Here is a 24,149-nt window from a genome sequence, read left to right on the forward strand (position 1 = left end):
CTGCTCGGGACCTGAAAGCGTTATATGATGTATGTAACATACTGTTTTAAAGATGGTGAATTTGAAACGAGTGATACAGCTATGGCCAGGGATGATCAATGGGTAAATGTAGGTGATCGCAAGCTCAAGCTTTCGAATCTGGAGAAGATCCTTTATCCACAGGACAAAATTACGAAAGCAGAAGTTATTGAGTATTATCTTAACATTAGTGAGATAATGCTTACCCATATCAAAGGCCGACCGATAACGCTGATACGCTATCCCGATGGAATAGGGGAAGATCAATTTTTTCAGAAAAACATACCCGGTTGGGCACCAGACTGGATCGATACGGTGGCTTTGGGGACCGATGAAAAGAAGAATTATACCCTGGCCGATGAGCAGGCAACACTGATCTGGCTGGCTAATCTCGCTGCTCTCGAGCTTCACCAGATGCACAGCCGCCGACCGCATTACGATGAACCCGACTATATGGCGTTTGATTTGGATCCGCCTGAAGATGCTGATTTTCAGTCGGTGATCGAAACTGCTTTTAAGCTGAGAGATCTTCTCCGGGGATATGGATATCATCCCTTTGTTAAAACAACCGGCGGTAAGGGAGTACATCTGCTGGCGCCGATAGTGCCCAAAAACAGCATGTCCGAAGTCTTTGAGGCGGCCAAAGAGATCGCTCAGGATTACTTGGATTCGCATGGTGATGAGGCAACGCTTCAGATTAAGAAGAAGGCTCGCAAGGGGAAAATTCTGATCGATATCTATCGCAATCGTACACACCAGACGATTGTATCCCCCTACAGCCTGCGGGGCAAGCCGGGAGCGCCTGTTTCTATGCCGCTGGAGTGGCAGGAATTATCCCAGTTAAAAAGTGCGGATCATTACCATATCAAAAATGCAGCGCAAAAAGTAAATACCGACGGGGATGCCTGGAAAAATATCAGCCGGCATGCAGTACCTCTTCACACTAAACGTGCCGAAAGCAAACATGAGAGTAATGGAGTACCGGATTCCGACTATTATAAATCAGCCGATCAGCTGAAAGAATATAGCAGTAAAAGAGATTTTGGAAAGACCGGCGAACCAAAGCCCGAATGGATGAAGTCGGAGGGGCAGCGTTTTGTAATTCAGCGTCACTATGCCACCCGGCTACATTATGACCTGCGTCTTGAGCAGGATGGCGTTCTTAAATCATGGGCCGTGCCCAAAGGTATGCCGCCGCGTCCCAAAGTCAAACGGCTGGCAGTGCAGACTGAAGATCATCCACTGGAATATCTGACTTTCGAGGGAGAAATACCAAAGGGAGAATATGGCGGAGGAAAAATGTGGGTATTTTCCGGGGGCACATACGAAGTCACCAAAGAGAAGGAGGGCAGTTTCCATTTTAATCTGATGAGTGATGCATTTGACGGAGAATATTTCATGTATCGCACGGATGGTGATAACTGGTTACTTGAAAAGGCTGAAGAGTCGCCGGTGGACTGGCTGAATGATCGCATTGACCCCATGCATGCGAAGCGGGTTACCGAGCCACCTGAAGGAAATTATAGCTACGAAGTGAAGTGGGATGGCATCCGGGCGTTGATAGCGCTCGAGAATGGTAATATCCGAATAAGAACTCGTAATCAAAATGATGTTACGGATAAATTTCCTGAATTGCAGGCGCCCGACAGCCTGCGGGCAACGGCTGGATTGTTTGATGCCGAAATAGTTTGTTTGGATGATGAAGGACGTCCTGATTTCCAGAAGGTGATCAACAGATTAAAAACTTCATCATTAAATACTATCGAGAGATTGTCTAAATCGAATCCAGTCTATGCTTATGTATTCGATTGCCTGTATCTCGACGGGCGACCGCTTGTGGACGAACCGTTGACGAGGCGCTACGAATGGCTGCAGGATATCATCAAGAAAGGGGGATACTACCGCATTAGTGAGGCGCTGGATGAAGGCAGACAGCTTTTTGAGGCGGCGAAGGCTCATAATCTCGAAGGTATCATGGCAAAGAGAAAAGACAGCAAATATTATCCCGGCCAGCGATCAGATCTGTGGCAGAAGGTAAAAATACAGACGACGGCTGATTGTTTAGTGATCGGCTATACACAAGGAACGGGAGATCGGGCTCGATACTTCGGTGCTCTGCATCTGGCAGAGCGATCTAAAGGTGAGCTGCAGTACCGGGGAAAAGTGGGCACCGGTTTTGATCAATCTACTCTTGCCGAAGTGTATGAGCTGGTGCAAGAGCTGGATGAAACAGAAAAGCCGATAGATCATGATCTGACGGGTGAAAAAGATACAGTTTGGGTGGAACCGAAAGTTGTTGTTGAAGTCGATTATTCCAGCCTTTCAAACGATCAACTGTTTCGGGAAGCAGTATTCGTACGTTTGCGTCCCGACCTGTTTGAAGATTAATTAGCGGGTTTGTTTTTTGGCCGCCACAAAAGCCTCCTCGGCCGATTTAATATCTTTATAATCTCCGCGCAGGGCCTTGAGGGCGTGTTTTTCCTGATTGATTTCGTTGCGTGTTCGGAACTTAAAAAAGCGAAATACAGGCAGGGGCGGGCACCATCCCTGGATGGCGTGTTGTGCAAAAAATCCAAGGGTGACAGTCGGTAGAATGATCCAGCTGCGATGTTTTAACAGCGTTAGAAAAATTCCGGTTAATGCCAGTGTGGATAAATTTAGTTCCAACATGCGCTCAATATCCCATTCCCGATCCAATTTTTTAATTCGTTTGGTGATCACTTCTTCTGATAAATCGGAATAATGCTTGATGTTTTTCAGGATTTCTTCATCTATTTCAAAATTCAATTCTGAGTCTGTTTGTTGTCGCACTCTTTTTCCATTTGTCACTATTTTATCTTCACTCATTGCAGGATGGGTTTGAGTTCAAACTCTCTTTTTAATAAGTACCCATAAGATAACTTTTTTGTTCCTTTATATTATACAAGGATTCACACAGCAGACACAGAGTAACACAATGCTTTATGAAATGCGGAATGTGCGCTCAATTTTGTGGTTACGAGGGAGCTCTGCTCCCGATATAAGTGGTTACGGTGATTTGCACTGTTAGACAACAACACCGTGTTTTTCCAAGGATTGTATTGGGGACCTCCTGGCTGACTCAATTTGCCTGTTACCCACGGAGCAGTCCTCCATAGACCAGCCTTGAAAGGATTGGTCTAAGAAGTAAAACCAGAAGCTGTCTGAAGACAGCTGAAGTGTCATTGTAAAAGGAGCAGTTCCAGGATTGTAAGATTCATGGAATGTGGCAATGTCCAAACTTAAAATATGCCTTAACCGCTTCGAGATTACCGCGGCATAGGAAAAACCAGATTGTTTTTGCTATACTGATATCTGTCCCAAAATCCTTTTGGCTCAATTAAAAGGTACAAGAGAAAGATCCTCAGTTTCCTGCCTTTAACTATAAATTGCACAAAATTTTCTAGTTAGCTCAATTATGTCAGAGAGGAGGATATCCTTGAAAATTCAAAATTTCGTCTGTGAGGGAACTTTTCAGCAGTATTTTGACTGTACATAATAAAGAGAAGAGGTGCTTTATGCGTACAATGTGGAAAGGACATATTCAATTTTCCCTGGTTAACATCCCAATCAGGCTATATTCCGCGGTTGATTCGGGAAAGTCGATCAGCTTCGACTGGCTTACCAAGGATGAACATCACCCGGTGGGATATACCAAAACTGATAAAGAGACCGGTGAACCGCTCGAGAAAGGAGATATCGTGAAAGGATATGAGTATGAGCCTGATCAGTATGTAATTATTGAGGATGAGGATTTTGAAAAGGTGAAGCCGAGCACTTCAAAGGCCATCAAAGTGGAAGGATTTATTGACGAATCAGAGACGCACCCGATGTTGTATGACAAGCCATACTTCATCGGACCTGAAAGTGAGTCCGGAATTGATACATACCGGCTTTTTACCAGAACACTGAAAGATACCGGAAGAACAGCCGTCGGGAGAGTCGTGCTTCGCAATAAAGAATCACTTGTTTTGCTGAAGCCTTATGAAGGAGGTGTTTTAATGTATAAGCTTCGTTTTCCGAACCAATTACGCAGCATGAAAGATGTACCCTATGTGGAAGAAGAGGAAGAGGTAGACGAGGATCAGCTCGAGATGGCGAAAGAGTTGGTGAGCAAGATGACAAAATCATTCTCTGATATCGATATGGAGGATCATTATTATCAGCAGATGAAAGAGATGATTGAAGCCAAGATTGAGGGTAAAGAAGTTGTTAGTGTAGAAGAGAAAGAGCCCGAAACCAGAGATATTATGACTGCCTTGAAGGAAAGCATTGCCGCTGCTGGCAATGGCGAAAAAGGAAATGGCGAACGTACCGACGGTGGACAGGCGGCTGACAGCGAAAAATATAACGACGACTGGACCAAGGAAGAGCTCTACAATGAGGCAGAAAAAGCCAATATCAGAGGTCGATCAAAGATGGATAAACAAGAGCTTATCGAGGCGTTGAAGGAGAAAAGTTAAACAAATTGTGCGTGTTTTGACGTTTAAAGTTTAGAGAAGGATGAGCCACTGAAGTATTCACCATGGCCGACTGGTGGATCGGGAATTTGCTGAAGAAAGTGTAGTGTAGCCCGTGTGTTAACGCCGGCTACCAAAGAAGCTACCGAAATTTGCTATTAAACACGCGGTCCTTGCTGGTCCGTCTCATCTTTTTTGCGGGCATCTACGCTGAATCGTGCATAAGGGATAGCCTCGAGCCGTTCTTTTTGAATCTTTTTTCCGGTATCTTCACATACGCCGTAGGTTTTATTTTTGATCCGTTCCAGGGCGGCGTCTATTTCATTTATTTTTTTACGCGTGCGTTCGCGTAAAATATTTTCGGTTTCTTTTTGCTGCTCTTCTGATCCGACATCTCCGGGATGATGATCTTTTGAAGAAAAGTCATCTGTTATTTCATTTTGCTCGTTTAGTGATTCGTCCATGGCTTCAGTATCATTCAGGGCCTCTTCGCGTTCTTCTAAAAGTAATTGCTTAAAATGTTCAAGTTCTTCATCGCTATATGGCGTATTGTGTGTTGATGCATCAAGATTTGACATGACAATAATGCTTCCTTTATGTACAGTTTAGTTGAATTATTTGTATCGTTAGGAGGATATTAAGTTTCGAAAAAGTGATAATAATTTATTTAAACATTTGCTTGGAAGATGATGGAGTTGAATCCATAGCGCGGGAATTAATTCCCGCGCTCGTGATATAGCTTTAGTATTCATAGCTATAGGATTTTCACCCCCAGAATCTTCGCGATTTAAATATGAACTTGGAAAATTGAGGTTCTGATCCGCCAATATTGACACCCCGCAGATTGTAGTACTAATATTAGGTCATAAATTTTATGATCCGCTAAATACATAATATGCTATTGATCTTCAGCGAAACTGTATTCATTATGGATTTGTAGCAAATGTGAGAGAGAGGAGAGGTGTCATAAACGCTACATCAATAACTGTGAGAGAGAAGCTAAAATTAACTATTAATCAAAGTGTCATGGAGTTCTTCTTTTTATTAGCCCGCCTGTTGTTTTCTGTACTGTTTATAAGTTCTGGTTTGGGACATCTCACCAATACTGAGGAGATGGCTCAATATGCCGCCAGCAAAAATGTAATTATGCCTAAAGTTTCGGTTATCATAACAGGACTTATGCTGGTTTTCGGTGGACTGAGCGTTCTATTGGGACTATGGGTAGATGTTGGAGCTCTGTTGTTAATCATTTTCTTATTACCGGCTGCTTTCATGATGCATAACTTTTGGACGGTAGAGGAACCGGAAACAAGACAGAATGAGCAGATTCACTTTATGAAAGATTTAGCTTTGGCAGGAGGCGCGTTTTTCATCTGGTATTTATATGTCACAGCTGAATATATACCCTGGAGTCTGGAGGCATATTTTTAATTATCCAGCTGTACTTATTCTTGGTCATGATCTGTTCGATGTAGTGGCAGGGTACAACATCGGAACGATCCGCCGGTTGATGGAGCAGCATCGAAAGCGATAGTGTGTACCTGTATACCGGCTTTACGCATCAATTCATTAACTCTCTTGCATTCCGCATGATCTCTATTTACAACTGTTCGCTTGTCAATCGATAACACGTTTGTAGCCAATGCCTGTTGTTCACTGGTGGTCACTTCTATCAGCTCGTAAGAGTTGGAAATAGATTCAGGAATATATTGAAGCCCGGAGGGATAAATAAGGGCATGGTTTGGTCCCACAGGATTGAATACGCAATCCAGGTGGAGAACCTCGTTTTCTCCGCTAAAACTTTTGCAAGGCACACTCACTACTTTAAATTCAGGTTCGAATGTTTCCTTTAAAAAAGCAACTCCCTTCTGATTGGTACGCTGTGTTAATCCCACAAAAATATGTTCTTTATCTACGATGATGTCGCCACCCTCTAACAAAGCATCGGGATCCGGAGGAATTAGTATGACTGGTTCCGGTCCGTACATAGACAATATGTGCTTGAAGATACCGGCTGCTTCGTAGCGTCTGCTGCTTTTGGCCATATTACAGATGACAAACTTTTCACCAATTGTGACGCCGATATCACGCGGTGTCAGTTGATCATAAACGAACTTTCCAACATAATCGGGCCTTAAAACCTGTACGCCCTGGCTTTCTAACAGACTGGCCAATACAGTAAACTCGCCGCTGAGTTTTTCCTCCGAAGGTAGTCCTGACTTTTGTGCTTCATTAACCTGCTGCACATAATCATCAACTTTTCTGTAGCCTTTTGTACGACCGAGTATAACTTTTTTTAGAGGATCGGTTTCGTTGTACTGCTGAAACTTATCAAACATTCACATACCGATGTTGTAATTGATTAAAAGCCTGTAAAACAGCCTCAAAATTAGTTGTGACATTTAGCCTTTTACCTTTCGCTGTAATGATATTCTTTTCGCCCTTTTCTTTTTTATCTAAAATGTGTTTTGCTTTTTGCAGCAGGACAGGCCGGTCCGACATTAGGGAAAAAAGCGCCTCTTTGGCCTTTATGCCGTGGCCGGTGGCGACAGATACCACGTTATCAGAAAGCGAAAGTGCCACTTTTTTATGAAGTCCTTTGATGGCTGCGATGGAGGTCAGGGCTGCTGGTTCTGGCAAAATGTTGTTCTCAATGGCTAACGTTTCTTCCAGCTCAAGAAAATCTATCAACGCCTTTTTTATATCTGATTTTTGAAGTTCTATTGCATGTCCGCCTGATTCTAGTACAGCCTCGGAAGCAGCCATCGAATCATACCCTTCACGGGCAGCAATAACACTACCTATTTCTGTATCTTGATTATCTGACTTTGAAAGGTCACAGCTTACCGGGTTATCCGTAGTCTGTTTTTTTACGGCTTTGGCCACAGGATTTGCATTTTTTATTCCGACAGAAATCATACGTGGAAGCTTAAGAATAACACCTGCTTTTTCCAACTCTTTGAATCCTTTCCAGATGCCTGACAGACAGCTCCCGTTGGCTGTAGGAACAATCACATACTCCGGAACCTGTGTGCCTTTTTTACCCATTGAAAACTGCTTGACGATTTCCAGTGCTATTGTTTTGTCGCCCTCCACCCGAAAAGGATTGCACACTGACCAGTTGTCATATCCCTGCCGGGCAAAAATTTGCTTAGCATTGAGCTTGGCAAATAGCTTATATCCTTGTTCAAAGCTGGTTTTATCGTCGCCCATTACAACTACGTCGGCGCCGTGGCTTTTGATATATTCAATTTTTTCGGGATAAGTATCGCCGGGAACAAAGGCGATGAGGTCGATACCGGAGCGTTTGGCAAAATAAGCTGCAGAAGCTCCCGCATTTCCTGAAGTAAAAATAGTAGCCTTATCAACCTTTCGACGCTTGCTGTTTTGCAGGCAAAGCACAGTTTCGCGGTCCTTGAAGCAGCCGCTCGGGTTGTGCCCTTCATCCTTCAAATACAGTTGAGCACCAAAAAGTTGACTTAAATTATTCAATTCGTACAGAGGAGTTAAGCCCACAGTGGGATAGTCGTATCCGGTCGAATTATCAAACGGGAGTGTTTGATATTGTAACATGCCGCGGGGATTGAAGAACGAATACTCCTGGAATGAATCGGGAGCTAAATTTTCGATATCTTCTGTTTGAACCTCATGTTGTAGCGTTCGGTAAGTGTTAGACCAATCTGTTTTTTCACAGTTGCAGTTATAGTTCAAAGAAAAATTTGGGCGCCCACAAAATGTGCAAACGATATTGGGATCCATAAGAATAAGCTGTTGCGCTGTTAAGATTTAAGCTTGTACTTTTTGATGATCTGTTTTTTTGATGAAGGGCCGCCATTATGACTTTTCAACTCTTCATAAAGAATTCGATATGCAATGAGCAGAGCGTGAGAGAGCTTTTTGAACTCCATAAGAAAATCTTGCTCACGTTTTTGAGGATCCAGAATTCTGCTGTTTTTAACTTTATCTGTTATCTTTTGTATCGTTTCCCCGGGTAGTTCAAACTCGTTCAAAAAATTTTGAAATAACTTGAGAGGGTTTCGCAAGCTGAAATCCGACGCCTGATAATGAAGATTAGTGCTTAAAAACTTCTGTATGACGCTGGCATCGATTTCTTCGGGACCAATCCGTTTATACAGTTCCCTGCAGGCATCCTTAAAACTCCGATAGGTATTTTGGACCGGGTATTTGAGATTTGACGGATCAAGGTTTTTAAAGACTCTGCCCAGATGTTGTAGCGAGTTTATCTTTTCAAGAAGGTTCAACAGATCATGCAGGGGATCGTGGGAATCGGCCGGCACACTCTTGAAGAATTTTAGATATTGTTTTTGAAATTCGGGGTTAATTGCAGCTGGTGATCTTTCTATCTTATGAGCGAGCCAGTGTTTCTGTTCCTCAGCTGGTAGTTCAACAAGATCGGCTAACATAGCGGTGACAACGAGTTCACCAGCATCGGTACGCATCTTGCCGTATCGTTTCACAGAAAATGATTTCTCCTGCGCATGCTGAAGTTTTAATCCGGAGATATATTCGTTGTTGCTGGCAAAAAAACCCACCCTTTTATAATCCTGAATGTTATACTTTTCGGTACCATCGAAATAGCGATTTAACACTGACGGCGAAAAGAAATTCAGCTCAAAAATACGATGTCCAAGGTGGAGATCTTTTTGAAAAGGAAGAATTTCTCTATTGGAAAATTCTGTTCTGTTAGCCCGGAAATACTTTTTTAACTGATGGTGTGAAGGATAGAATATGGTAGCTGTTTCTTTAATTTGGGTTTCAATCTCATTGGATCCATAACCAGTACTGAGCTTAACTCCATCGGTAATTGTTCCTTTGCGGTTTTTCTTCAACCGTTTAAACGAATCCCGCACTTCGTGATGCGGTATTTCTAAATCCTTTGCTGTGTCAAGGGAACTAATTCCACAAAACTGCTGATTCCACATAGACAAACAGTAATCCAATATTTTGTTATCGTCTCTTTGCACTATGGCTGGGGTAAGGGTTGCCGTTTGTTTCTTTGATAATTTAACTCTTATACCGAAGGGCGGTAATAGTAGGAAGTCCCAATTTGATGTGGTAAATACTACTAGCGTAGAATATTCTTAACTCCTTTCCTTTGAACATTAACCTTAGAGCCTATGAGTCAGGAATTAAGGAGCTTAAATGAACTTTTCGATCGGATCGAGAAAGGTGCTGCTGATAATGGAGAGCAAGTAACTTTTGGCACAATCCTGGAACAGGTGGGCCGTCGCTCATTTGGTCCCTTACTGCTTTTGGCGGGGCTAATTACATTAGCTCCTTTAATCGGGGATATTCCAGGAGTACCAACAGTTATGGGAATATTTGTACTGCTGACAGCTGGACAGTTGCTGATTCACAGAAATCATATCTGGTTACCCGAATGGATTGTTACCAGCTCGGTAAAGGAGGAGAATTTGTTTAAAGCTCTGGAGTGGATACGTACACCTGCTCAATTTCTTGATCGATGGCTTCGTCCCCGATTTAATCTATTTGTTGAGGAAATTGGTATACATATTATCGCTGTTGTCTGTATAATAATAGCTCTGGCCATGCCTTTTCTGGAGTTTATCCCCTTCAGTGCCAATGGGGCAGGGGCAGCGCTTACGGCTTTTGGGCTAGCTTTAATTTATAATGATGGATTATTGGCTTTAATAGCATTAGTGATAGCGATTGGCACATTAACCGTTATTATCTACAACCTGATTTGAAATCGTTATCAAGATAGGGAAGAGGGAACATTTCAACCTGTCTCGAATGTAATTTATACCAACCAGTAACTAATCATTTAAAGTAAGGAGAGTTATTATGAATGAATTAAAATTCGATGGATCCTGGAATAGAGTCAAAGGAAAAATGAAGGAGAAATATGGCGAACTTACAGATGATGACCTCAAATACAGCGAGGGAAAAGAAGATCAGCTGCTCGGTCGTCTTCAGCAGAAATTAGGTAAGTCTAAAGATGAGGTTCGACGAATAATAAGCGAGATATAAACTTATCGTACAAAAAATAATAGGGCCTGACAGCGTACCAACGGATGTTGGTTCCTGTCAGCGTCTCTAACCATTGATCAATAAGAGAAATATTATGGCAGAAGAACCAGAAGAAGATGAAGTTGAAAATCCTGAAGAATACAAAGAACGGCGCGAGCAAGGTATGAGTGAAGAGGCTGCAGCCAGAGAAGCGGAATCTGAGAGAGAGGCTACAACCAAAGAGGGAGACACTCAAAATTATGAAAAATGGTCCGACGAAGAGATCGAAGAAAAAGCCAGAGAAATGGGAATAGAAAATTATCGCAAAATGGACCGTGAAGAATTGATATCAGCCTTAAGAGATGAGAAAATATAATTACATCATTTCTTTGCCTATCAGTATTTTAGTGTGTATTTTAATACACACTAAATCTTAGCCTAAATTATATCCTTTGTTTACGAAAGCATTTTGGGATCGTATGGGAATTGGCCTTTCCGGTTTTTGTGCGATTCATTGTCTTTTTTTTCCGGTTGTTGTAGCGTTGCTACCTCTTTGGCCGGTAGCTGAAGCCATCCACTTCTGGACGCACCCTATCCTTTTTTTGCTTATAGTGCCGACTGTTTACTATGCTATCCGCAAAGCTGACGTTCCAAAACGTATTCCCGTTTTGTTGTATATCTGCTTGGCTATAATTGCACTTGCCTGGCTGTTGCACGATTGGACGGGGCTTTGGGGAGAATCGCTAGTTACGATGGTAGGCAGTGCCTTCTTGATATCGGGACATTGGTACAATTTCAAGCATCATCAAAATAAATATAAAGAACCCAGTGACGTATGAAACGATTAAACTTTACCCTGGATGATGATACGGTAACATTGCTCGAGGATTTAGCTGGCAAGTATTATAACGGCAATAAATCCCAAACCGTGCGAGCTGCTTTGGAGAGTCTGGCTGCCCATACGGGACACGAAGGCTGGGTGATTGCAGGATATACACCTAAAGAATTAGACAACGAAAGCTCTTGTCATAGCTGTGGAGAAGAGCACGAGAAGGGAGAAATTCTCTACCGTCCTGTTTTTGAAAGAGGAAAGAGTCCGGAGGCATTACCAAAGATGCCAACTGAAAACTGGCTGGACTGTCCCGACTGCGCCGAGCAGCATATCCGGAATTAAGCATACAATGCTTAGGCCGGAAAAAGTCGGAAGGGCCCCCAAAATCTTCCCTCCGAGGGGAGTGTCTGTTCGTGGTTTTCGGAACAGACGCGGGGTGTTTTTCTCTATATCTTCTTAGTTGTGAGAGTTGTACTCCCGAACAAATGAGAACCTTTACCTTAATTTGCTACACCATTTGGTGTCGGATGAGTGAAACATTTTAGTTACTACTGCTTTGCATCGCTTTTCAAAAGATTTTTAAGTGATGGAAAAGAGAACGAATATTTTTCCATTCCCTCATTGCCCAGCAGATAGCTGATTGGTTTCAGGCTGTCGACATTTTCACATACTATTTTCAGCATAGCCAGGTAAGGAATCACCATAAGCATGCCCGGCAGCCCCCATATCATACCACCGGCAATAAGGGAAAGGATCGTTACCAGCGGATTAATTTTGACATATGAACCGGTGATATTGGGTGTAAGAATATTATTTTCTATGAACTGAACAACAAAAAACTGACCTGCTACTCCGAGCGCAACGGTAGGAGATTGAGTAGTCAAAACAAATAGACAAGCTACAAGATATCCGATAATAGTTCCCAGATAGGGAATTAGGTTAAATATGGCTGCGATAACCCCCACCAATAAAAAGTATTCTACACCAATAAGATAAAAGCCCAGACTGTTGAGTACGATCAGAATTAAACAAACGACGATTAGACCTTTGAGATAACGAGGTACTACCTCTGCTGCTTGATCAATTATATTTTGTGCCGTTCTTTCTTGCTCAGCAGGAATGAGCTTAGAGATGAATTTGCGAAACTTATTGCGATAAAAAAGTAGCAGAAAAGTGTAAACAGGCAGCAGACCAATGGTGAGGACGGTATTAGCTGTGCCAGAAAAGAATTGCATAATGTATTCACCCGAATTTCTGATATCCCCGATAAAGGAATCGATCTCCTCGGCTGTAACCCCAAATGTGCGTCCCAGTGCCCATCGAAAGCGGGTGATATTCTTATCAATCTGTTCTTGAATTTGAGGTAGATCTTCTGAAAAGGTGATGATCAGTAAAATGATTCCGTATACGAACCCTGCAAAAAGAGCAAATGACCCGATAATAAGAATTAGGTTGGTGGCAATACGGGGCACATTCCACTGCTCCATTCTGTATGCTGCCGGATAAAGGAGATATGCAAATAAAACAGCCAGGAAAAGAGGAACTAATAGCTGTCGGGTAATAATCAATGCTGTTATTATAGCAAAAAACAGCAGGAGTCGAATCAAATAACGTAATGCTATGGGATATTTTTCCATGGCTCTCTCTTATACAAATTGTTGTGCAACTAAACTAAAAGGGTACTTGTGATCTCTAAATCTGCTATTTCTTCTATAATTATTTTTTGAAGCGATATCGAATTCCGTGTACTTATCTGACTGGCGATTTCCAATGCGCATCCCCAAGACAAAGATACGCCCGCTCCGCCATGTCCATAATTATGAAAGATCTTTTTGCTCCTAATTGTTTCATGATCCAGGCGAAGGCCCTCTTTTTTACTCCGAATGTATCTATATCCAACCAGAGACGTTAAGTCAGCAGTCTTCGCCAGCGAAAGATTGTAACTTTTTTCAATGATTTCATTATTCAGATCGATTATCTGACGGGGACAACTGATGCCATTAATTTTACAGTTGTCACTATTATCCAGGTTATCCCATTCTTCATCTTGTAGATTCCCCGCTTGCCGACTGCCACCCAGAATCCATCCATCTTTTCGTGGATAACAGTACACATCACAAGGATCACCGCTGGCATCAGCATATACCGAGGCTTGAGGCATATAGTTATAAGATATGATTTCACCGTCGTCATTGGTGATCAACGGAGCATTCGGCTGATGAAGCAGGTGTCCGCGTAGTATCAGCTGATTTCCAACCGGATCATCAAAAAGCTCGGGACTGCTCGTCCCGCTGCAGTTTATTATAATCTCAGCAGGAAGATCTCCAACTTCGCCTGGTTTTATTTTGTGATGCGTTACCTGCCCTCCAATTTTTTGATAAACCTCTATTAATGCGGGAAAATAAAGCGGCCAATCTGCATAGAGGCAATTAAATACCCATCCATAAAGTTGTTGAGAATCCGAACGACGGGGAATATCGTCTGAATCCAGCTGATCAATTTTCTGAAAATTTATCATCCAGTCGGCGTAATCCGGCTGGCTGGGTTTAAACTCAAAAACTTCATAATGTCTGTGTATCGTCATTCCCGGGAAGGGGAGTTTGCGTAGCTCGTAAAATGTTGCTTGCGAGAGCTGGAAAAGTTCTCTAAGCCTGCTGGAATAAACCGAATGAGGAATCACAGAAGCCGATGGAAAGAGGCTTGCAAAATCAGGGTGTGCATTTTTTTCTTCAATCTGCCCGATTGTCTGATCGGTATAAATTTCGGTATCAAAACCCAGAAGCTGTAGTGTGACAGCCGTTGTAATGCCGGATATACCCGCACCTATGATAATTACTTTTTCATCTTTCAAATTCATAACTTAACGTCAATTTTTAGCCTTCAACGTTTAATCTATAACTATTTTCACTGCCAGGGCAGTTGATCCAGATCCATATTACCACCGGTGATAATGATGCCGGCTTTCTTACCTTTCAGATCAATTTTGCCATTAAAGACAGCGGCAACGGGCACTGCGGATGAAGGCTCGATCAGAATTTTCATTCGCTCCCAGACAAAACGCATAGCCTCTATAATTTCCTGTTCTGATACTGTGACAATTTCATCAACATGTTTCTGTATGCAGGCAAAAGTAAGTTCACTAAGTGAGGTCCGTAAACCATCGGCCACGGTATCAGTACTCTGTACGGGATGAAGTTCGCCAGTCTGAAAAGAAAGATAAGCATCGTTAGCCACTTCTGGTTCCGTGCCAATAATCTTTGTATCGGGAGAAATTCCGGAAGCAGAAATAGCAGTTCCGCTTACCAGTCCGCCACCACCCACGGGCGATAAAATGGCATCCAAATTTGGCTGATCTTCCAGTAACTCAATCGCCGCGCTTCCCTGTCCCGTAATAATATTCGGATTGTCGTATGGATGAATAAACGTAGCGCCTGTTTGATCGATAACTTCTTTAAGTGTATCCTCACGACTTTCCTGAGTTGGCCCGCTGAAGGTAATATCGGCGCCGTAGTTTCTAACCGCATTAACTTTTACTTTCGGAGCATCTTCAGGCATGACGATATGAGCGGATATTCCACGAATTTTGGCAGCAAGTGCCACCGCTTGAGCATGATTGCCGGATGAATGCGTGGCCACACCGTTTTTGGCCTCTTCATCAGATAATTCCCCCACAGCATGAGTAGCACCGCGGAATTTAAAGGCACCTACTTTTTGAAAGTTCTCACATTTAAAGAAGAGCTGGCATTCCGCGTGTTCATTTACCTTTTGACTGCTTAAAACCGGAGTCCGATGAACTTTTTCGCGAATTTTAAGATAGGCGTTTTTTACGTCCTGAAAAGTTGGTACGGAGATCGACTGTTGTTCTTGAGCCATGTGTAGAGATTTAAAGTCCAATACTTCCTTTTAGTCCCGAGAGTAAGGATTTCCACCAATAATTGAAAGTTGACTTCTCTTTATCCCGTTCAAAATCAACTTCACCCACGCGAAGATCCTCACCTGTATTTTCAGATTCCAGCTTTAATTCATTTGCCAAAAAGGAGATTACTTTTTTACCGAGAGTTTCACTGCTGGTTTCCTTATTCAGCAGCGACACCTTCAAATCTTCGTAGTGTAGAATCACTTGTCCATCTGCCTGTTTTTGACCAAGCGTCATATCGAATTCCATCCCCAGGATTTTACCGTCATCCACCCGTACAAACGCCAGGGGAATAAGCGCATCGTTCAGATGGTGCATATCCATTCCCTCCATGCTGCCTTTGATCTGCTGCTGATAGGTGCTGTCATATACTGCAAAATTAAATTCTGTATTCAAGCGAGCTTCACCCATCACGTCTGCCGAAGCTAGTAATGTGGGATTATCACCCTGTTTCCATCGTTCTGCGTTGTTTGATACATTTTTAAAAGTGGCTGACAAATCCTTAAAATCAATATATCCTGCTCTTTCGGCCTCTTCGAGACGTTCGCTGTACCGGATATCGGTCTCCGTTATGGTAACACTATCCACAGAAAAGGGAAGAGGGATGTTTTGCAGCATTTGATAGGGCAGCGGTGGACGTTTGCCGGGATTTGGCGGTGGACGCTTATCGTGAAAAATATCAATATTCCCATCGCTGAGGGCAATGTGTTCGCTGAAGAGTCCCTCTGCGCGATTCAGACGCTCAAAGTCTATGCCCTGCCAGTTTATACTATCGAGAAGCAGGAAAATCCGATCTACCTCATATTTCACCTGATCGGTAAATTCAACCTTATCGTACTTGGGATTCAGCCTCAGGGAATCCACCGTTAACTGACTATCGGAAGATGAAAACTTCAGCTGATCTGCCACAAGATGATATAAACCGTTGGTTGTATGATGGTTAACATCACGAAATGTCATTGATAGGTTTTCGGCGGGCAGGATTTTATCTTCTTCCAGAGAGGTGGAGTCAACATTGATGCCTGTTATACGAATGTCGCTATCGTTGAAGGAGGCTAGGGTGTCAAAGGGGAGGTCGGCACGATTGTAAACTGATGAAAGTCCACTAATATTGAAATTTGAAATAGAAAGGGAGTTCAGTTCTTGCAGGGCGGCCTCTGAAAGCTTCTGCGCCATGCTGCTTAAATCTGTTTCCTGGCTTTGGTCTTCTTTTTGTCCCGGTGCAGTTATATATATTTCAGGATTGACGAATTCGACATTATTAACATTCAGATTCTTGTTTATCAAATAATTAATAACGCCGACACCCGAAATATTCAAATGCTCAAGCGTAGCCTGAATATCTGTACCAGCACCTTTTGCAATTTTAGTGATTTTTAAATCAGAAATATTTAACTCACGTCCCAGTATCCACAGATCAATATCGTCGATCTCCAGATCGTAAGTATCGTCAGTAGCTTCGTTGAAACGAGTTATAGCTGTTTCTTTTAGTTGTTCATCCAGATAAAAGCTGACAAAAATCTGGATACCCCCTAAGAGGATAACCAAGGTTAATACGATGCTTAGTAAAATCTTTTGGTATCGTTTCATATAAGATCATGAAAGGTAATAATTGCTACTCACAGAGAACACGTCCCTCTAATGTCATAAGATAAAAAGGAAATAGTTTTAAAAAGATTCCCGCAGATTGGTTATGGTTTTAAAACCTGACAGTAGGGATCTAATATGTACAAATAACATATATTGTATTGTAACTACTGATCTTTTATAATTAGGATTTCTCGGGAAGAGCATACCTATTTTTATTACAATGACTTAATACTTTATGCCTATTTAAAACTACCTACAAAAAATATAGGCGGTTTGACCTATTCATATATTCGATGAAATCACTTATTGTATAAATGTTTTTTCACAGATTGAGAAGAAAAGTAGAACATTGGTAATGTATTATGGGGAGAAGAGATTTATTGTAAATTGTATTTTGTTAGCCCCTCGTATCGATTAAAATTAACTTATCTGAGCTAATTGATGGAACCATTGAACATCTTTATAGCTGTACGATCTCCTATTTTACGCGACGGATTTAAAAGAATTCTATCCAGTGAGAGTGAAATGGAGGTGAAAGGTACAACAAATGAGATTAGTGAGCTGGATTCTATATCTACTGATGAGCTGGATATTCTTATTTTTGATCTTAATCTGTCGGGTTCAAACAGGTTAAAAGCTATAAAAAAGATAACTAAAGACTGTGCGAATTTTTTAATCCTTGCTATTGGCGAAGATGAAAACCCCAGCGAAATAAAGAAGGTAATACAGGCGGGAGCTTCGGGGTATATAAGTAAAAATCAGGATTCCGATGAGCTGATAAGAGCGATTAAACGAATTAATGATGGGGACTTGTACCTTTCTGATAAAGTTATTCGCAAGCTTTATAACGAAACAAACAGAAATTCTCAAAGCAATAATATATCAGCTGATCTAACCGAACGGGAAAGGGAAATTCTTACCTTAATCTGCCAGGAATTGACTAATCGAGAAATAGCGGATAAGCTTTCCATAAGCGTTCGTACGGTTGATGCTCACCGTCGTAATATTTTGCAAAAAACCAAGGCCAAGAATACAGCTGGGTTGGTGAAATATGCTATCAGAAATCAGATATATCCCCTTAAAGAATAAGGGTTTATCCGATCTTTTGGGAGCCTGCAGACGAACTAACCTATTGTATTTCAATTATAGATTACGTTCGCCGAACCTGCCTTAGACCTCCTTAAAGGGTGTTTTTTAATGAAGAATACGTGTAAAAGCCTAATGATAGCAATAGGCCTTTTACTCGATTGTTAAGATTTTTTAATCCTTTAGTTTTCTGTATCATGATTAAAAAATAAGGAGTCAGCAGATAATAAAATAATGGAGTACAGAGAAAAAATTTCTTCCGGTTTAGGTGGGCTTGATGAAATCTTGCAAGGCGGGTTAATTCCCCAAAAGGCATACTTAATACAAGGTGGTCCGGGAACTGGAAAGTCTACATTTGGATTGCACTTTTTGAGTGAGGCTGCAAAAAGTGGCGAAAAAACTTTATACATCACACTTGGAGAATCTAAAGAAAGCATTGTCTCAAATGCATCGAATATGGACGTTAACCTTTCTGATGTCGCCTTTCTTGATTTGAGTCCGCAGGATGACCTGAATGCCAGCTCAAGTTCTTTCAGTGTGTTTTCATCTGCCGATGTTGAACAGGGACCTATCTTGGAGGCTATTGCCGAGGCTGTAAAAAAGCACGAACCTACTCGTGTTGTGTTTGACTCTATAACAATGTTAAGGATGCTAAATCCTGATCCTTTTCAGATGCGAAAGACAGCTCTCTCATTTATCAATTTTGTAACAAACAGTGGTGCCACCTTGTTGTTGGTATCAGAATCTCAAGATAATACATCTGATAATGATGCTACTTTTTGGGTAGATGGAATAATACAATTGGATAACAACGAGGCATGGCGGAAAATAGAGATTACCAAATACCGGGGTTCAGATTACAATAAGGGAACACATGCTTTTAAAATTTCGGACCAGGGAATTACTGTTTTTCCGAGGCTACATCCTAATAATTATGAGCGAATGTTTCAGCAGGAAACATTATCGGCCGGTATAGATGAGCTCGATAAGTTGTTGCACGGCGGGATAGAAAAGGGGACCACGACCCTTATTGTAGGAGCAACGGGAGTGGGTAAAACCAATCTCGGACTCCAATTTTTAAAAGAGTCGGCTTCTCGTGATGAACGGGCGGCGTTGTATACGTTTGAAGAATCAAGAGAATTAATCATCAATAGATCAAGGATGGTTAATATTCCGATCGATGAGATGCTGGAGTCAGGCACTTTAAAGATTATGTCGATTGAGCCGCTTTCCTATTCGCCCGATGAGTTCGCAAAAATAGTAAGAACTGATGTGGAAAAAAATGATACCCGGATGGTGATGCTTGATTCAATAGGCGGGTATAATCTGGCTATCCGGGAAGAAAACATTTTGGAGCGCCTTCATTCACTTACTGTTTATTTGCAGAATATGGGTGTAACTATATTTCTTATCAATGAGTCGCAGAGTGTAACTGGTACCTTTAGGGCAACGAATATGAATGCAAGCTATCTGGCCGACAACATTATGTTCTTACGCTATCTTGAAATAAATGGCGAATTACGTAAGTCTATTGGTGTTCTGAAAAAGCGATTAAGTGATTTTGAAAAGAAAATACGCCAGTACGAAATATCTTCAGAAGGAATCAAAATTGGTAAACCACTGGATAATATGCGTGGTATTTTAAGCGGTAATCCGGAAATAGTAGGATAACTCGCAGTAAGGGATAACAATGAAAAGCTTAACGTTAAATAAAGAATCGGCACGCTTAGATCAGGGCATATCCCCGACAATTTCGTTATCGCTGCGAAACTACAAAGATGGTGAACTAGTACAGAAGGCTTTACCGGGTTACTTTTCTGTGGAGATTCAGAAGCATGGAAATCAGATAACCGGGGAAATATTTGATCTTTATTTGTTAGATGAATACTCATTTCAGTTGCACCGGAAGGATCTGCAAAATCTGAAGGAACAGGTACAACCGGTATTTCTCCCCATATTATTATTATCTAAGGATGAGAAGCGGATTCGAAATGATCCCGAACTTCTGGAACTTGCAGATGATGTGATATATATCCCTGCAACGAAAAAACTGATAGAATCTCGTATTAAACTACTGTTGCGTCAGAGAGAATATTCGTTGAAGCTGAGAGAAAAGAATCGTCAGTTTAAGAAGCAAAACAGGGAGCTTACGGTAGAAAAACGGAGATATCAGTTGTTGGCAAATAATTCGACGGATTTGATTACACGTCATTCGCCCGACGGCACTTATTTGTATGTTTCGCCTGCTAGTGAAGAATTGCTGGGTTATCAGCCCGAAGAATTAGTTGGATTAAATGCTTTTGACATCATTCATCCCGATGACAGAGACCGCCTGCGAGAAAGTGTAAAAGAGTTTGAAGATGACAAGATAGAACGGTGGACATTTAGAAAAAAAATGAAATCGGGTTCATATAAATGGGTCGAAAGTATAATGAGACCGATCGGGAATGAGAAGACGGGCGAAATAACTGAGATACAGGCCAGTACCTGCGATATTTCGGCTCGCAAAGAGTATGAGCAAAAGCTTAAAGAAGAGAAGAGTTTTATCGATAAGGCGATCCAAAGTCTGCCGGAATTGTTTTATATGATCGACGAGGATTTAAACTTTATCAAGTGGAACAACATTGAGCGAGTGTTGGGATATAGTGATGAAGATATGAAGGATATGTATCCGCTTGATCTGTTTCGCAAAGAAGATCAGGAATTTATTTCAAACTTAATTCAAAAAGTTCTTGAAACCGGTGTTGCGGAAGCGGAAGTAAAGATTAAGGCGAAAAGCGGTGAATTGATCCCTCATTATGTAACAGCCCGGAAGTTTATGAAGGGAGATAAATATTTTATTGTTGGATCGGGAATGAACCTGTCCGAAATTAAAAAAGCCCAGTTTGAGCTCAAGCAGCATCAAAAGTTAATGGATGCAATTATCAATCAGACAGAGTCAATTATTTATGTAAAAGATTCTGAAGGAAAGGTACGACTGGTAAATGACAGCTACACAAAATTGTTTGGTCTCAGTCGGGATGAGATAATCGGGAAAACGGATCAAGAAATTCACGGGGATACGATAGCTGACAATGTAAAAGATAATGACAGGAGAGTTCTGCAGTACGGAGAAACACTGGAGGTAGAAGAGGTCATTCCGCTGGAGGATGAAACGCGGTATTACTATACCATAAAATATCCACTAGAAGGGGTGCCCGGTTTTGAACACTGCCTCTGTGGTATTTCGACGGATATAACTGATCTCAAAGAGGCCACGGATCAGCTAAAGGAACGTATTAAAGAGCAGAAATGCCTGTATAATATTTCGAGCCTGTCAGAGAAAGATGAATCTGTTGATAAATTACTTGACAAGGCCGTGCAATATTTACCTGAGGGGTGGAAGTATCCTGAAATTACTGAGGCAGCGATAACCTTTAAGGGAAAAACCTATAAAACAGATGATTATCGCGATACCAGCTGGAAGATTTCTGCTGAGAGTAACAGTATTGGAGATAATCTGCTTTCAGTAAATGTAGTCTACACTGAGGAGAAAAAAGTTTTGGATGAAGGTTCTTTCGCTAATGAAGAGCGACAACTAATAGAAGGGATTGCTGGTACTCTTTGTTCGAAAATAGATCGTATCCTTGTTCAGGAAGAACTGAAAAAAAGTAGGGAACAGTGGGAGAACTTGGTTAAAAATGCTCCGGATTTAATACAAATACTGGAACCGGATGCGACAATACAATTTATTAATGAGGCCGGAGCCAGGATCCTGGGGTATAGTCATCCCGATAACCTAATAGGTAAAAATTATCTTGAACTTATAGAAATGGCTGAGGATAGAGTTGACTTAAAAAAAAGTTGGTTCCAAAAAGTGTTAAAAGGAGAAAGCGTTGAGTCAAATACTTTTAAGATAAGAGATGCCAGGGGAAATTTACTTTATCTGGAATCCCAGACAGTACCCATACAATTGGATGATGGCCGCAGGGGACTTCAACAAGTAGCCCAAGACATTACTGAACGGGTAAAATATGAACGCGATTTGGAACAATCCTTAAAAGAAAAGGAGACGCTTTTACAAGAAGTTCATCATCGGGTAAAAAATAATTTGGCGGTCGTTTCGGGGATGATGGAACTCCAAACATTTAAAACTCAAAATAAAGAAGTTAAAAGTCAGCTGAGCGACAGCAAAAATCGAATTAAAACAATGGCTTTGATTCATGAAAAATTATATCAGTCAAAGTCACTTTCCAGAATTAATTTTGGATCATATGTTGAAGATCTGCTTCACAACGTAAGCCAGGTTTCTGCAGTTTCAGATAATATTGAATTGGATCTTAATTATAACTCCTTTCATCTGAACGTAAATCAAGCGGTTCCCTGCGCTCTGATTATCAATGAAATAATTTCAAATTCTTATGAGCACGCATTTACAGAACAAAAATGCGGAAATATACAAGTTCGACTGGAGGAGAAAGAGAATGTTATTACCATAAGCATTAGCGATAACGGAAAGGGATTGCCGTCAAATTTTGACAGCAAAAAAAGTAAATCTCTGGGCTATACGATTATTGACACGTTGATAAAACAGCTCAACGCTGAGATTGATACTAAGAATCAAAATGGCTTATCGTTTACTTTTTCCTTTGAAAAACAGGAACTCAAAGGGTCTAGTAGTACACTTATGCAGTAAATCTTCTCTGCTGAATGGAGATGAAATGACTGCTAATTCAAATAAATTCGCATCCCTACGGCTCCGCCGAAGAAAAAACGGGCATCAGGAGCAAAATCAAGAATGGGAGCAATTTCAAAAAAGCTTTCGATGCTTGTCTCTTCAAAGGAGTAAGTTACACCCATAGGCCCGCGAAGTCCTGCTGTAATATTATCGCTAATATCACTCCACAAGATCCGAATTCCTAGCCCATAATAATTTTGCAACTGATTATGACTGATGGCATATCCATGCTTCAAAACATCAGAGTGGAGATAGATATTTGAGCTGATTTCAGAAATAGTAAACGAAAGGGCTCCATCCACTGCCAGGGTATTATTGACCCAAACCTTTGCACTCACACCCGTAGGACTGTTAATCATTGCTCCAATTCCAATGCGATTATCCTGAGCTATCGCAGAGTTACCTGCCAGTAGCAGAGATCCACAAAATAGAACAATAACCAATGACTTTTTCATAATCAGAAGGAATTTTATTGATCGAAACCGATGAAATTGTAAAGTAAAAATTTCTGATTAACTGAACTGTTTTATAATGAGATTTTAATGTATTGTTGCTATCAGATTTAGTGCGGAAGATATAATTCCTTGTACAAAGCTCTTGCTTTGAACCGAAGTTGCGGAGTTAAACGCATAATTAGATTCCCAAACTGGAGTCCTACTGCGTTAAAACTACGAAGGACAGGCTTGGGAATGAGGTAAAACAGGAGCTTGGGGGGGAGATATAAAATAATAGGTCATGCCGAGGAGCGGGCTTTGAAATCTTGCTGTGATAAGCGTCCACACTTAACACACACTAATAGTTTCAAGCGTGGACGCTTGAAACAGCTAGTAAAAATTGCAATTTGCGAAAGGGGCGGTGGTTTTTTAAGTGGGGGATGGTCTGCCAATCATTAGTTTTTTAAGAGCTAATCTTCAAAACGATGAGTTTTGATATCCTGTAGCGGTTGTTCAGCAAACATATATTCTTCCACCGGCTTACCTCTGATGAGATGCTCCTGAATGATTCGTTCCAGGACCTTGGGTCTGCAGGAGTGATACCAGGTGCCCTCTGGATAAACAACAGCAATTGGTCCTTTTTTGCAGATCCGCAGGCAGTTGGCTTTCGTCCGATAGATGCCGCCCGATCCGTCCATGTTCAATTCTTTGAGACGTCTTTTCAGAAAAGCCCAAGCTTCAAGCCCAATCTCTTTCTTGCAGCATTTGGGTTTGGTTTGATCGGCACAAAGAAATATATGGCGCTGAATTTTATCAAGATGTAACTCTTTTGCTTTTTTTCTTACGCGTTTGTTCATTGGTGACAAAATTATTTATGCTGATAATTTTATTGAAAGATCAGATTCAATCTGTTTTTTCTCGTGGCGCTTCTTTCGGTCTGTCAGGTTTTATAGGTTACACCGCTTTGACCAATAGGATAAAAGGACAAGCAGATACCGGTCAGTCACAGAACAGTCATAACACCTGCCGAGGGAAGAAAAATCCAGAGCTTGGCCTTAACTCCCGAACTATACGTTCAATAAGGGGA

At 41.5% G+C, this 24,149-nt stretch carries 22 protein-coding genes; 11 read left to right on the forward strand and 11 right to left on the reverse strand.

What is annotated here, in order from left to right; all coding sequences use genetic code 11:
• Nucleotides 1–24: 24 nt before the first annotated feature.
• Nucleotides 25–2,406 carry a non-homologous end-joining DNA ligase gene (gene ligD, locus ACT3ID_RS05130; protein ID WP_491540918.1) on the forward strand — a complete coding sequence of 794 codons (2,382 nt, stop codon included), beginning with the start codon at nt 25–27 and terminating at the stop codon, nt 2,404–2,406.
• Here ligD and ACT3ID_RS05135 read toward each other — a convergent pair whose 3' ends face one another.
• The gene (locus ACT3ID_RS05135; protein ID WP_491540919.1) at nt 2,407–2,865 is read right to left on the reverse strand and encodes a hypothetical protein; all 459 of its coding nucleotides are present in this window, start codon (nt 2,863–2,865) and stop codon (nt 2,407–2,409) included.
• Nucleotides 2,866–3,554: 689 nt separating this feature from the next.
• On the opposite strand from ACT3ID_RS05135, the gene ku reads away from it, so the two are divergent.
• Complete coding sequence (gene ku / locus ACT3ID_RS05140; RefSeq protein ID WP_491540920.1) at nt 3,555–4,499, forward strand: non-homologous end joining protein Ku; 945 nt, start codon at nt 3,555–3,557, stop codon at nt 4,497–4,499.
• A gap of 155 nt (nt 4,500–4,654) precedes the next feature.
• On the opposite strand, the gene ACT3ID_RS05145 is transcribed toward ku, so the two are convergent.
• On the reverse strand, nt 4,655–5,074 hold the full coding sequence (locus ACT3ID_RS05145) for a TraR/DksA family transcriptional regulator (RefSeq protein ID WP_491540921.1): 420 nt from the start codon (nt 5,072–5,074) through the stop codon (nt 4,655–4,657).
• Nucleotides 5,075–5,522: 448 nt separating this feature from the next.
• Between ACT3ID_RS05145 and ACT3ID_RS05150 the strand changes: the two genes are divergently transcribed.
• A complete protein-coding gene (locus ACT3ID_RS05150) occupies nt 5,523–5,927 on the forward strand; it encodes a DoxX family protein (RefSeq protein ID WP_491540922.1) in 405 nt (134 codons plus the stop codon).
• A 14-nt stretch (nt 5,928–5,941) separates the two neighbouring features.
• Here the strand turns inward: ACT3ID_RS05150 and ACT3ID_RS05155 are convergent, their stop codons facing one another.
• Genes ACT3ID_RS05155 through ACT3ID_RS05165 form a run of 3 tightly spaced genes read right to left on the reverse strand, consistent with a single transcriptional unit; the run spans nt 5,942 to nt 9,439 of the window.
• Nucleotides 5,942–6,835 carry a dimethylarginine dimethylaminohydrolase family protein gene (locus ACT3ID_RS05155; protein WP_491540923.1) on the reverse strand — a complete coding sequence of 298 codons (894 nt, stop codon included), beginning with the start codon at nt 6,833–6,835 and terminating at the stop codon, nt 5,942–5,944.
• On the reverse strand, nt 6,828–8,255 hold the full coding sequence (locus tag ACT3ID_RS05160; protein ID WP_491540924.1) for a pyridoxal-phosphate dependent enzyme: 1,428 nt from the start codon (nt 8,253–8,255) through the stop codon (nt 6,828–6,830). Before ACT3ID_RS05160 ends, ACT3ID_RS05155 begins: the two co-directional genes overlap by 8 nt.
• A 20-nt stretch (nt 8,256–8,275) precedes the next feature.
• Nucleotides 8,276–9,439, reverse strand: coding sequence for a hypothetical protein (locus ACT3ID_RS05165; protein ID WP_491540925.1), 1,164 nt, complete (start codon nt 9,437–9,439; stop codon nt 8,276–8,278).
• 195 nt (nt 9,440–9,634) lie between these two features.
• On the opposite strand from ACT3ID_RS05165, the gene ACT3ID_RS05170 reads away from it, so the two are divergent.
• The 5 genes from ACT3ID_RS05170 (at nt 9,635) to ACT3ID_RS05190 (ending at nt 11,661) form a co-directional block, all read left to right on the forward strand.
• Entirely contained in the window at nt 9,635–10,225 is a 591-nt protein-coding gene (locus ACT3ID_RS05170) for an exopolysaccharide biosynthesis protein (RefSeq protein WP_491540926.1), read from the forward strand.
• A 97-nt stretch (nt 10,226–10,322) separates the two neighbouring features.
• A complete protein-coding gene (locus ACT3ID_RS05175) occupies nt 10,323–10,508 on the forward strand; it encodes a CsbD family protein (protein ID WP_491540927.1) in 186 nt (61 codons plus the stop codon).
• Between the two features lie 94 nt (nt 10,509–10,602).
• Complete coding sequence (locus ACT3ID_RS05180) at nt 10,603–10,863, forward strand: Rho termination factor (protein WP_491540928.1); 261 nt, start codon at nt 10,603–10,605, stop codon at nt 10,861–10,863.
• A 76-nt stretch (nt 10,864–10,939) separates the two neighbouring features.
• A complete protein-coding gene (locus ACT3ID_RS05185) occupies nt 10,940–11,326 on the forward strand; it encodes a MerC domain-containing protein (protein WP_491540929.1) in 387 nt (128 codons plus the stop codon).
• A complete protein-coding gene (locus tag ACT3ID_RS05190) occupies nt 11,323–11,661 on the forward strand; it encodes a ribbon-helix-helix domain-containing protein (protein WP_491540930.1) in 339 nt (112 codons plus the stop codon). Before ACT3ID_RS05185 ends, ACT3ID_RS05190 begins: the two co-directional genes overlap by 4 nt.
• A gap of 206 nt (nt 11,662–11,867) precedes the next feature.
• Here the strand turns inward: ACT3ID_RS05190 and ACT3ID_RS05195 are convergent, their stop codons facing one another.
• Genes ACT3ID_RS05195 through ACT3ID_RS05210 form a run of 4 tightly spaced genes read right to left on the reverse strand, consistent with a single transcriptional unit; the run spans nt 11,868 to nt 16,825 of the window.
• Nucleotides 11,868–12,956 (reverse strand): AI-2E family transporter, encoded by a 1,089-nt coding sequence (locus tag ACT3ID_RS05195; RefSeq protein WP_491540931.1) that lies wholly within the window; start codon nt 12,954–12,956, stop codon nt 11,868–11,870.
• 29 nt (nt 12,957–12,985) lie between these two features.
• Nucleotides 12,986–14,176: an FAD-dependent oxidoreductase gene (locus ACT3ID_RS05200; protein ID WP_491540932.1), complete on the reverse strand. Its 1,191-nt coding sequence runs from the start codon at nt 14,174–14,176 to the stop codon at nt 12,986–12,988.
• 47 nt (nt 14,177–14,223) lie between these two features.
• Nucleotides 14,224–15,192, reverse strand: a complete 969-nt coding sequence (locus ACT3ID_RS05205) for a threonine ammonia-lyase (protein WP_491540933.1) — start codon at nt 15,190–15,192, stop codon at nt 14,224–14,226.
• A gap of 10 nt (nt 15,193–15,202) precedes the next feature.
• The gene (locus tag ACT3ID_RS05210; protein WP_491540934.1) at nt 15,203–16,825 is read right to left on the reverse strand and encodes an AsmA family protein; all 1,623 of its coding nucleotides are present in this window, start codon (nt 16,823–16,825) and stop codon (nt 15,203–15,205) included.
• Between the two features lie 441 nt (nt 16,826–17,266).
• On the opposite strand from ACT3ID_RS05210, the gene ACT3ID_RS05215 reads away from it, so the two are divergent.
• The 3 genes from ACT3ID_RS05215 (at nt 17,267) to ACT3ID_RS05225 (ending at nt 22,586) form a co-directional block, all read left to right on the forward strand.
• Nucleotides 17,267–17,914: a LuxR C-terminal-related transcriptional regulator gene (locus tag ACT3ID_RS05215; protein WP_491540935.1), complete on the forward strand. Its 648-nt coding sequence runs from the start codon at nt 17,267–17,269 to the stop codon at nt 17,912–17,914.
• Between the two features lie 231 nt (nt 17,915–18,145).
• Nucleotides 18,146–19,582: an ATPase domain-containing protein gene (locus ACT3ID_RS05220; protein ID WP_491540936.1), complete on the forward strand. Its 1,437-nt coding sequence runs from the start codon at nt 18,146–18,148 to the stop codon at nt 19,580–19,582.
• Between the two features lie 19 nt (nt 19,583–19,601).
• Entirely contained in the window at nt 19,602–22,586 is a 2,985-nt protein-coding gene (locus tag ACT3ID_RS05225; RefSeq protein ID WP_491540937.1) for a PAS domain S-box protein, read from the forward strand.
• A gap of 32 nt (nt 22,587–22,618) precedes the next feature.
• On the opposite strand, the gene ACT3ID_RS05230 is transcribed toward ACT3ID_RS05225, so the two are convergent.
• Together ACT3ID_RS05230 and ACT3ID_RS05235 are read right to left on the reverse strand one after the other, a co-directional pair.
• Nucleotides 22,619–23,083 carry a hypothetical protein gene (locus tag ACT3ID_RS05230; protein WP_491540938.1) on the reverse strand — a complete coding sequence of 155 codons (465 nt, stop codon included), beginning with the start codon at nt 23,081–23,083 and terminating at the stop codon, nt 22,619–22,621.
• 449 nt (nt 23,084–23,532) lie between these two features.
• Nucleotides 23,533–23,919 (reverse strand): (2Fe-2S) ferredoxin domain-containing protein, encoded by a 387-nt coding sequence (locus ACT3ID_RS05235; RefSeq protein WP_491540939.1) that lies wholly within the window; start codon nt 23,917–23,919, stop codon nt 23,533–23,535.
• Nucleotides 23,920–24,149 lie beyond the last annotated feature (230 nt).

The organism is Fodinibius sp. GM108 (genome assembly GCF_058386985.1).

Coding starts and splice junctions, on each gene's coding strand:
- ligD (WP_491540918.1), top strand. CDS start 25: ATGATGTATGTAACATACTGTTTTAAAGATGGTGAATTTGAAACGAGT.
- ACT3ID_RS05135 (WP_491540919.1), bottom strand. CDS start 2,865: ATGAGTGAAGATAAAATAGTGACAAATGGAAAAAGAGTGCGACAACAA.
- ku (WP_491540920.1), top strand. CDS start 3,555: ATGCGTACAATGTGGAAAGGACATATTCAATTTTCCCTGGTTAACATC.
- ACT3ID_RS05145 (WP_491540921.1), bottom strand. CDS start 5,074: ATGTCAAATCTTGATGCATCAACACACAATACGCCATATAGCGATGAA.
- ACT3ID_RS05150 (WP_491540922.1), top strand. CDS start 5,523: ATGGAGTTCTTCTTTTTATTAGCCCGCCTGTTGTTTTCTGTACTGTTT.
- ACT3ID_RS05155 (WP_491540923.1), bottom strand. CDS start 6,835: ATGTTTGATAAGTTTCAGCAGTACAACGAAACCGATCCTCTAAAAAAA.
- ACT3ID_RS05160 (WP_491540924.1), bottom strand. CDS start 8,255: ATGGATCCCAATATCGTTTGCACATTTTGTGGGCGCCCAAATTTTTCT.
- ACT3ID_RS05165 (WP_491540925.1), bottom strand. CDS start 9,439: ATGTGGAATCAGCAGTTTTGTGGAATTAGTTCCCTTGACACAGCAAAG.
- ACT3ID_RS05170 (WP_491540926.1), top strand. CDS start 9,635: ATGAGTCAGGAATTAAGGAGCTTAAATGAACTTTTCGATCGGATCGAG.
- ACT3ID_RS05175 (WP_491540927.1), top strand. CDS start 10,323: ATGAATGAATTAAAATTCGATGGATCCTGGAATAGAGTCAAAGGAAAA.
- ACT3ID_RS05180 (WP_491540928.1), top strand. CDS start 10,603: ATGGCAGAAGAACCAGAAGAAGATGAAGTTGAAAATCCTGAAGAATAC.
- ACT3ID_RS05190 (WP_491540930.1), top strand. CDS start 11,323: ATGAAACGATTAAACTTTACCCTGGATGATGATACGGTAACATTGCTC.
- ACT3ID_RS05195 (WP_491540931.1), bottom strand. CDS start 12,956: ATGGAAAAATATCCCATAGCATTACGTTATTTGATTCGACTCCTGCTG.
- ACT3ID_RS05200 (WP_491540932.1), bottom strand. CDS start 14,176: ATGAATTTGAAAGATGAAAAAGTAATTATCATAGGTGCGGGTATATCC.
- ACT3ID_RS05205 (WP_491540933.1), bottom strand. CDS start 15,192: ATGGCTCAAGAACAACAGTCGATCTCCGTACCAACTTTTCAGGACGTA.
- ACT3ID_RS05210 (WP_491540934.1), bottom strand. CDS start 16,825: ATGAAACGATACCAAAAGATTTTACTAAGCATCGTATTAACCTTGGTT.
- ACT3ID_RS05215 (WP_491540935.1), top strand. CDS start 17,267: ATGGAACCATTGAACATCTTTATAGCTGTACGATCTCCTATTTTACGC.
- ACT3ID_RS05220 (WP_491540936.1), top strand. CDS start 18,146: ATGGAGTACAGAGAAAAAATTTCTTCCGGTTTAGGTGGGCTTGATGAA.
- ACT3ID_RS05225 (WP_491540937.1), top strand. CDS start 19,602: ATGAAAAGCTTAACGTTAAATAAAGAATCGGCACGCTTAGATCAGGGC.
- ACT3ID_RS05230 (WP_491540938.1), bottom strand. CDS start 23,083: ATGAAAAAGTCATTGGTTATTGTTCTATTTTGTGGATCTCTGCTACTG.
- ACT3ID_RS05235 (WP_491540939.1), bottom strand. CDS start 23,919: ATGAACAAACGCGTAAGAAAAAAAGCAAAAGAGTTACATCTTGATAAA.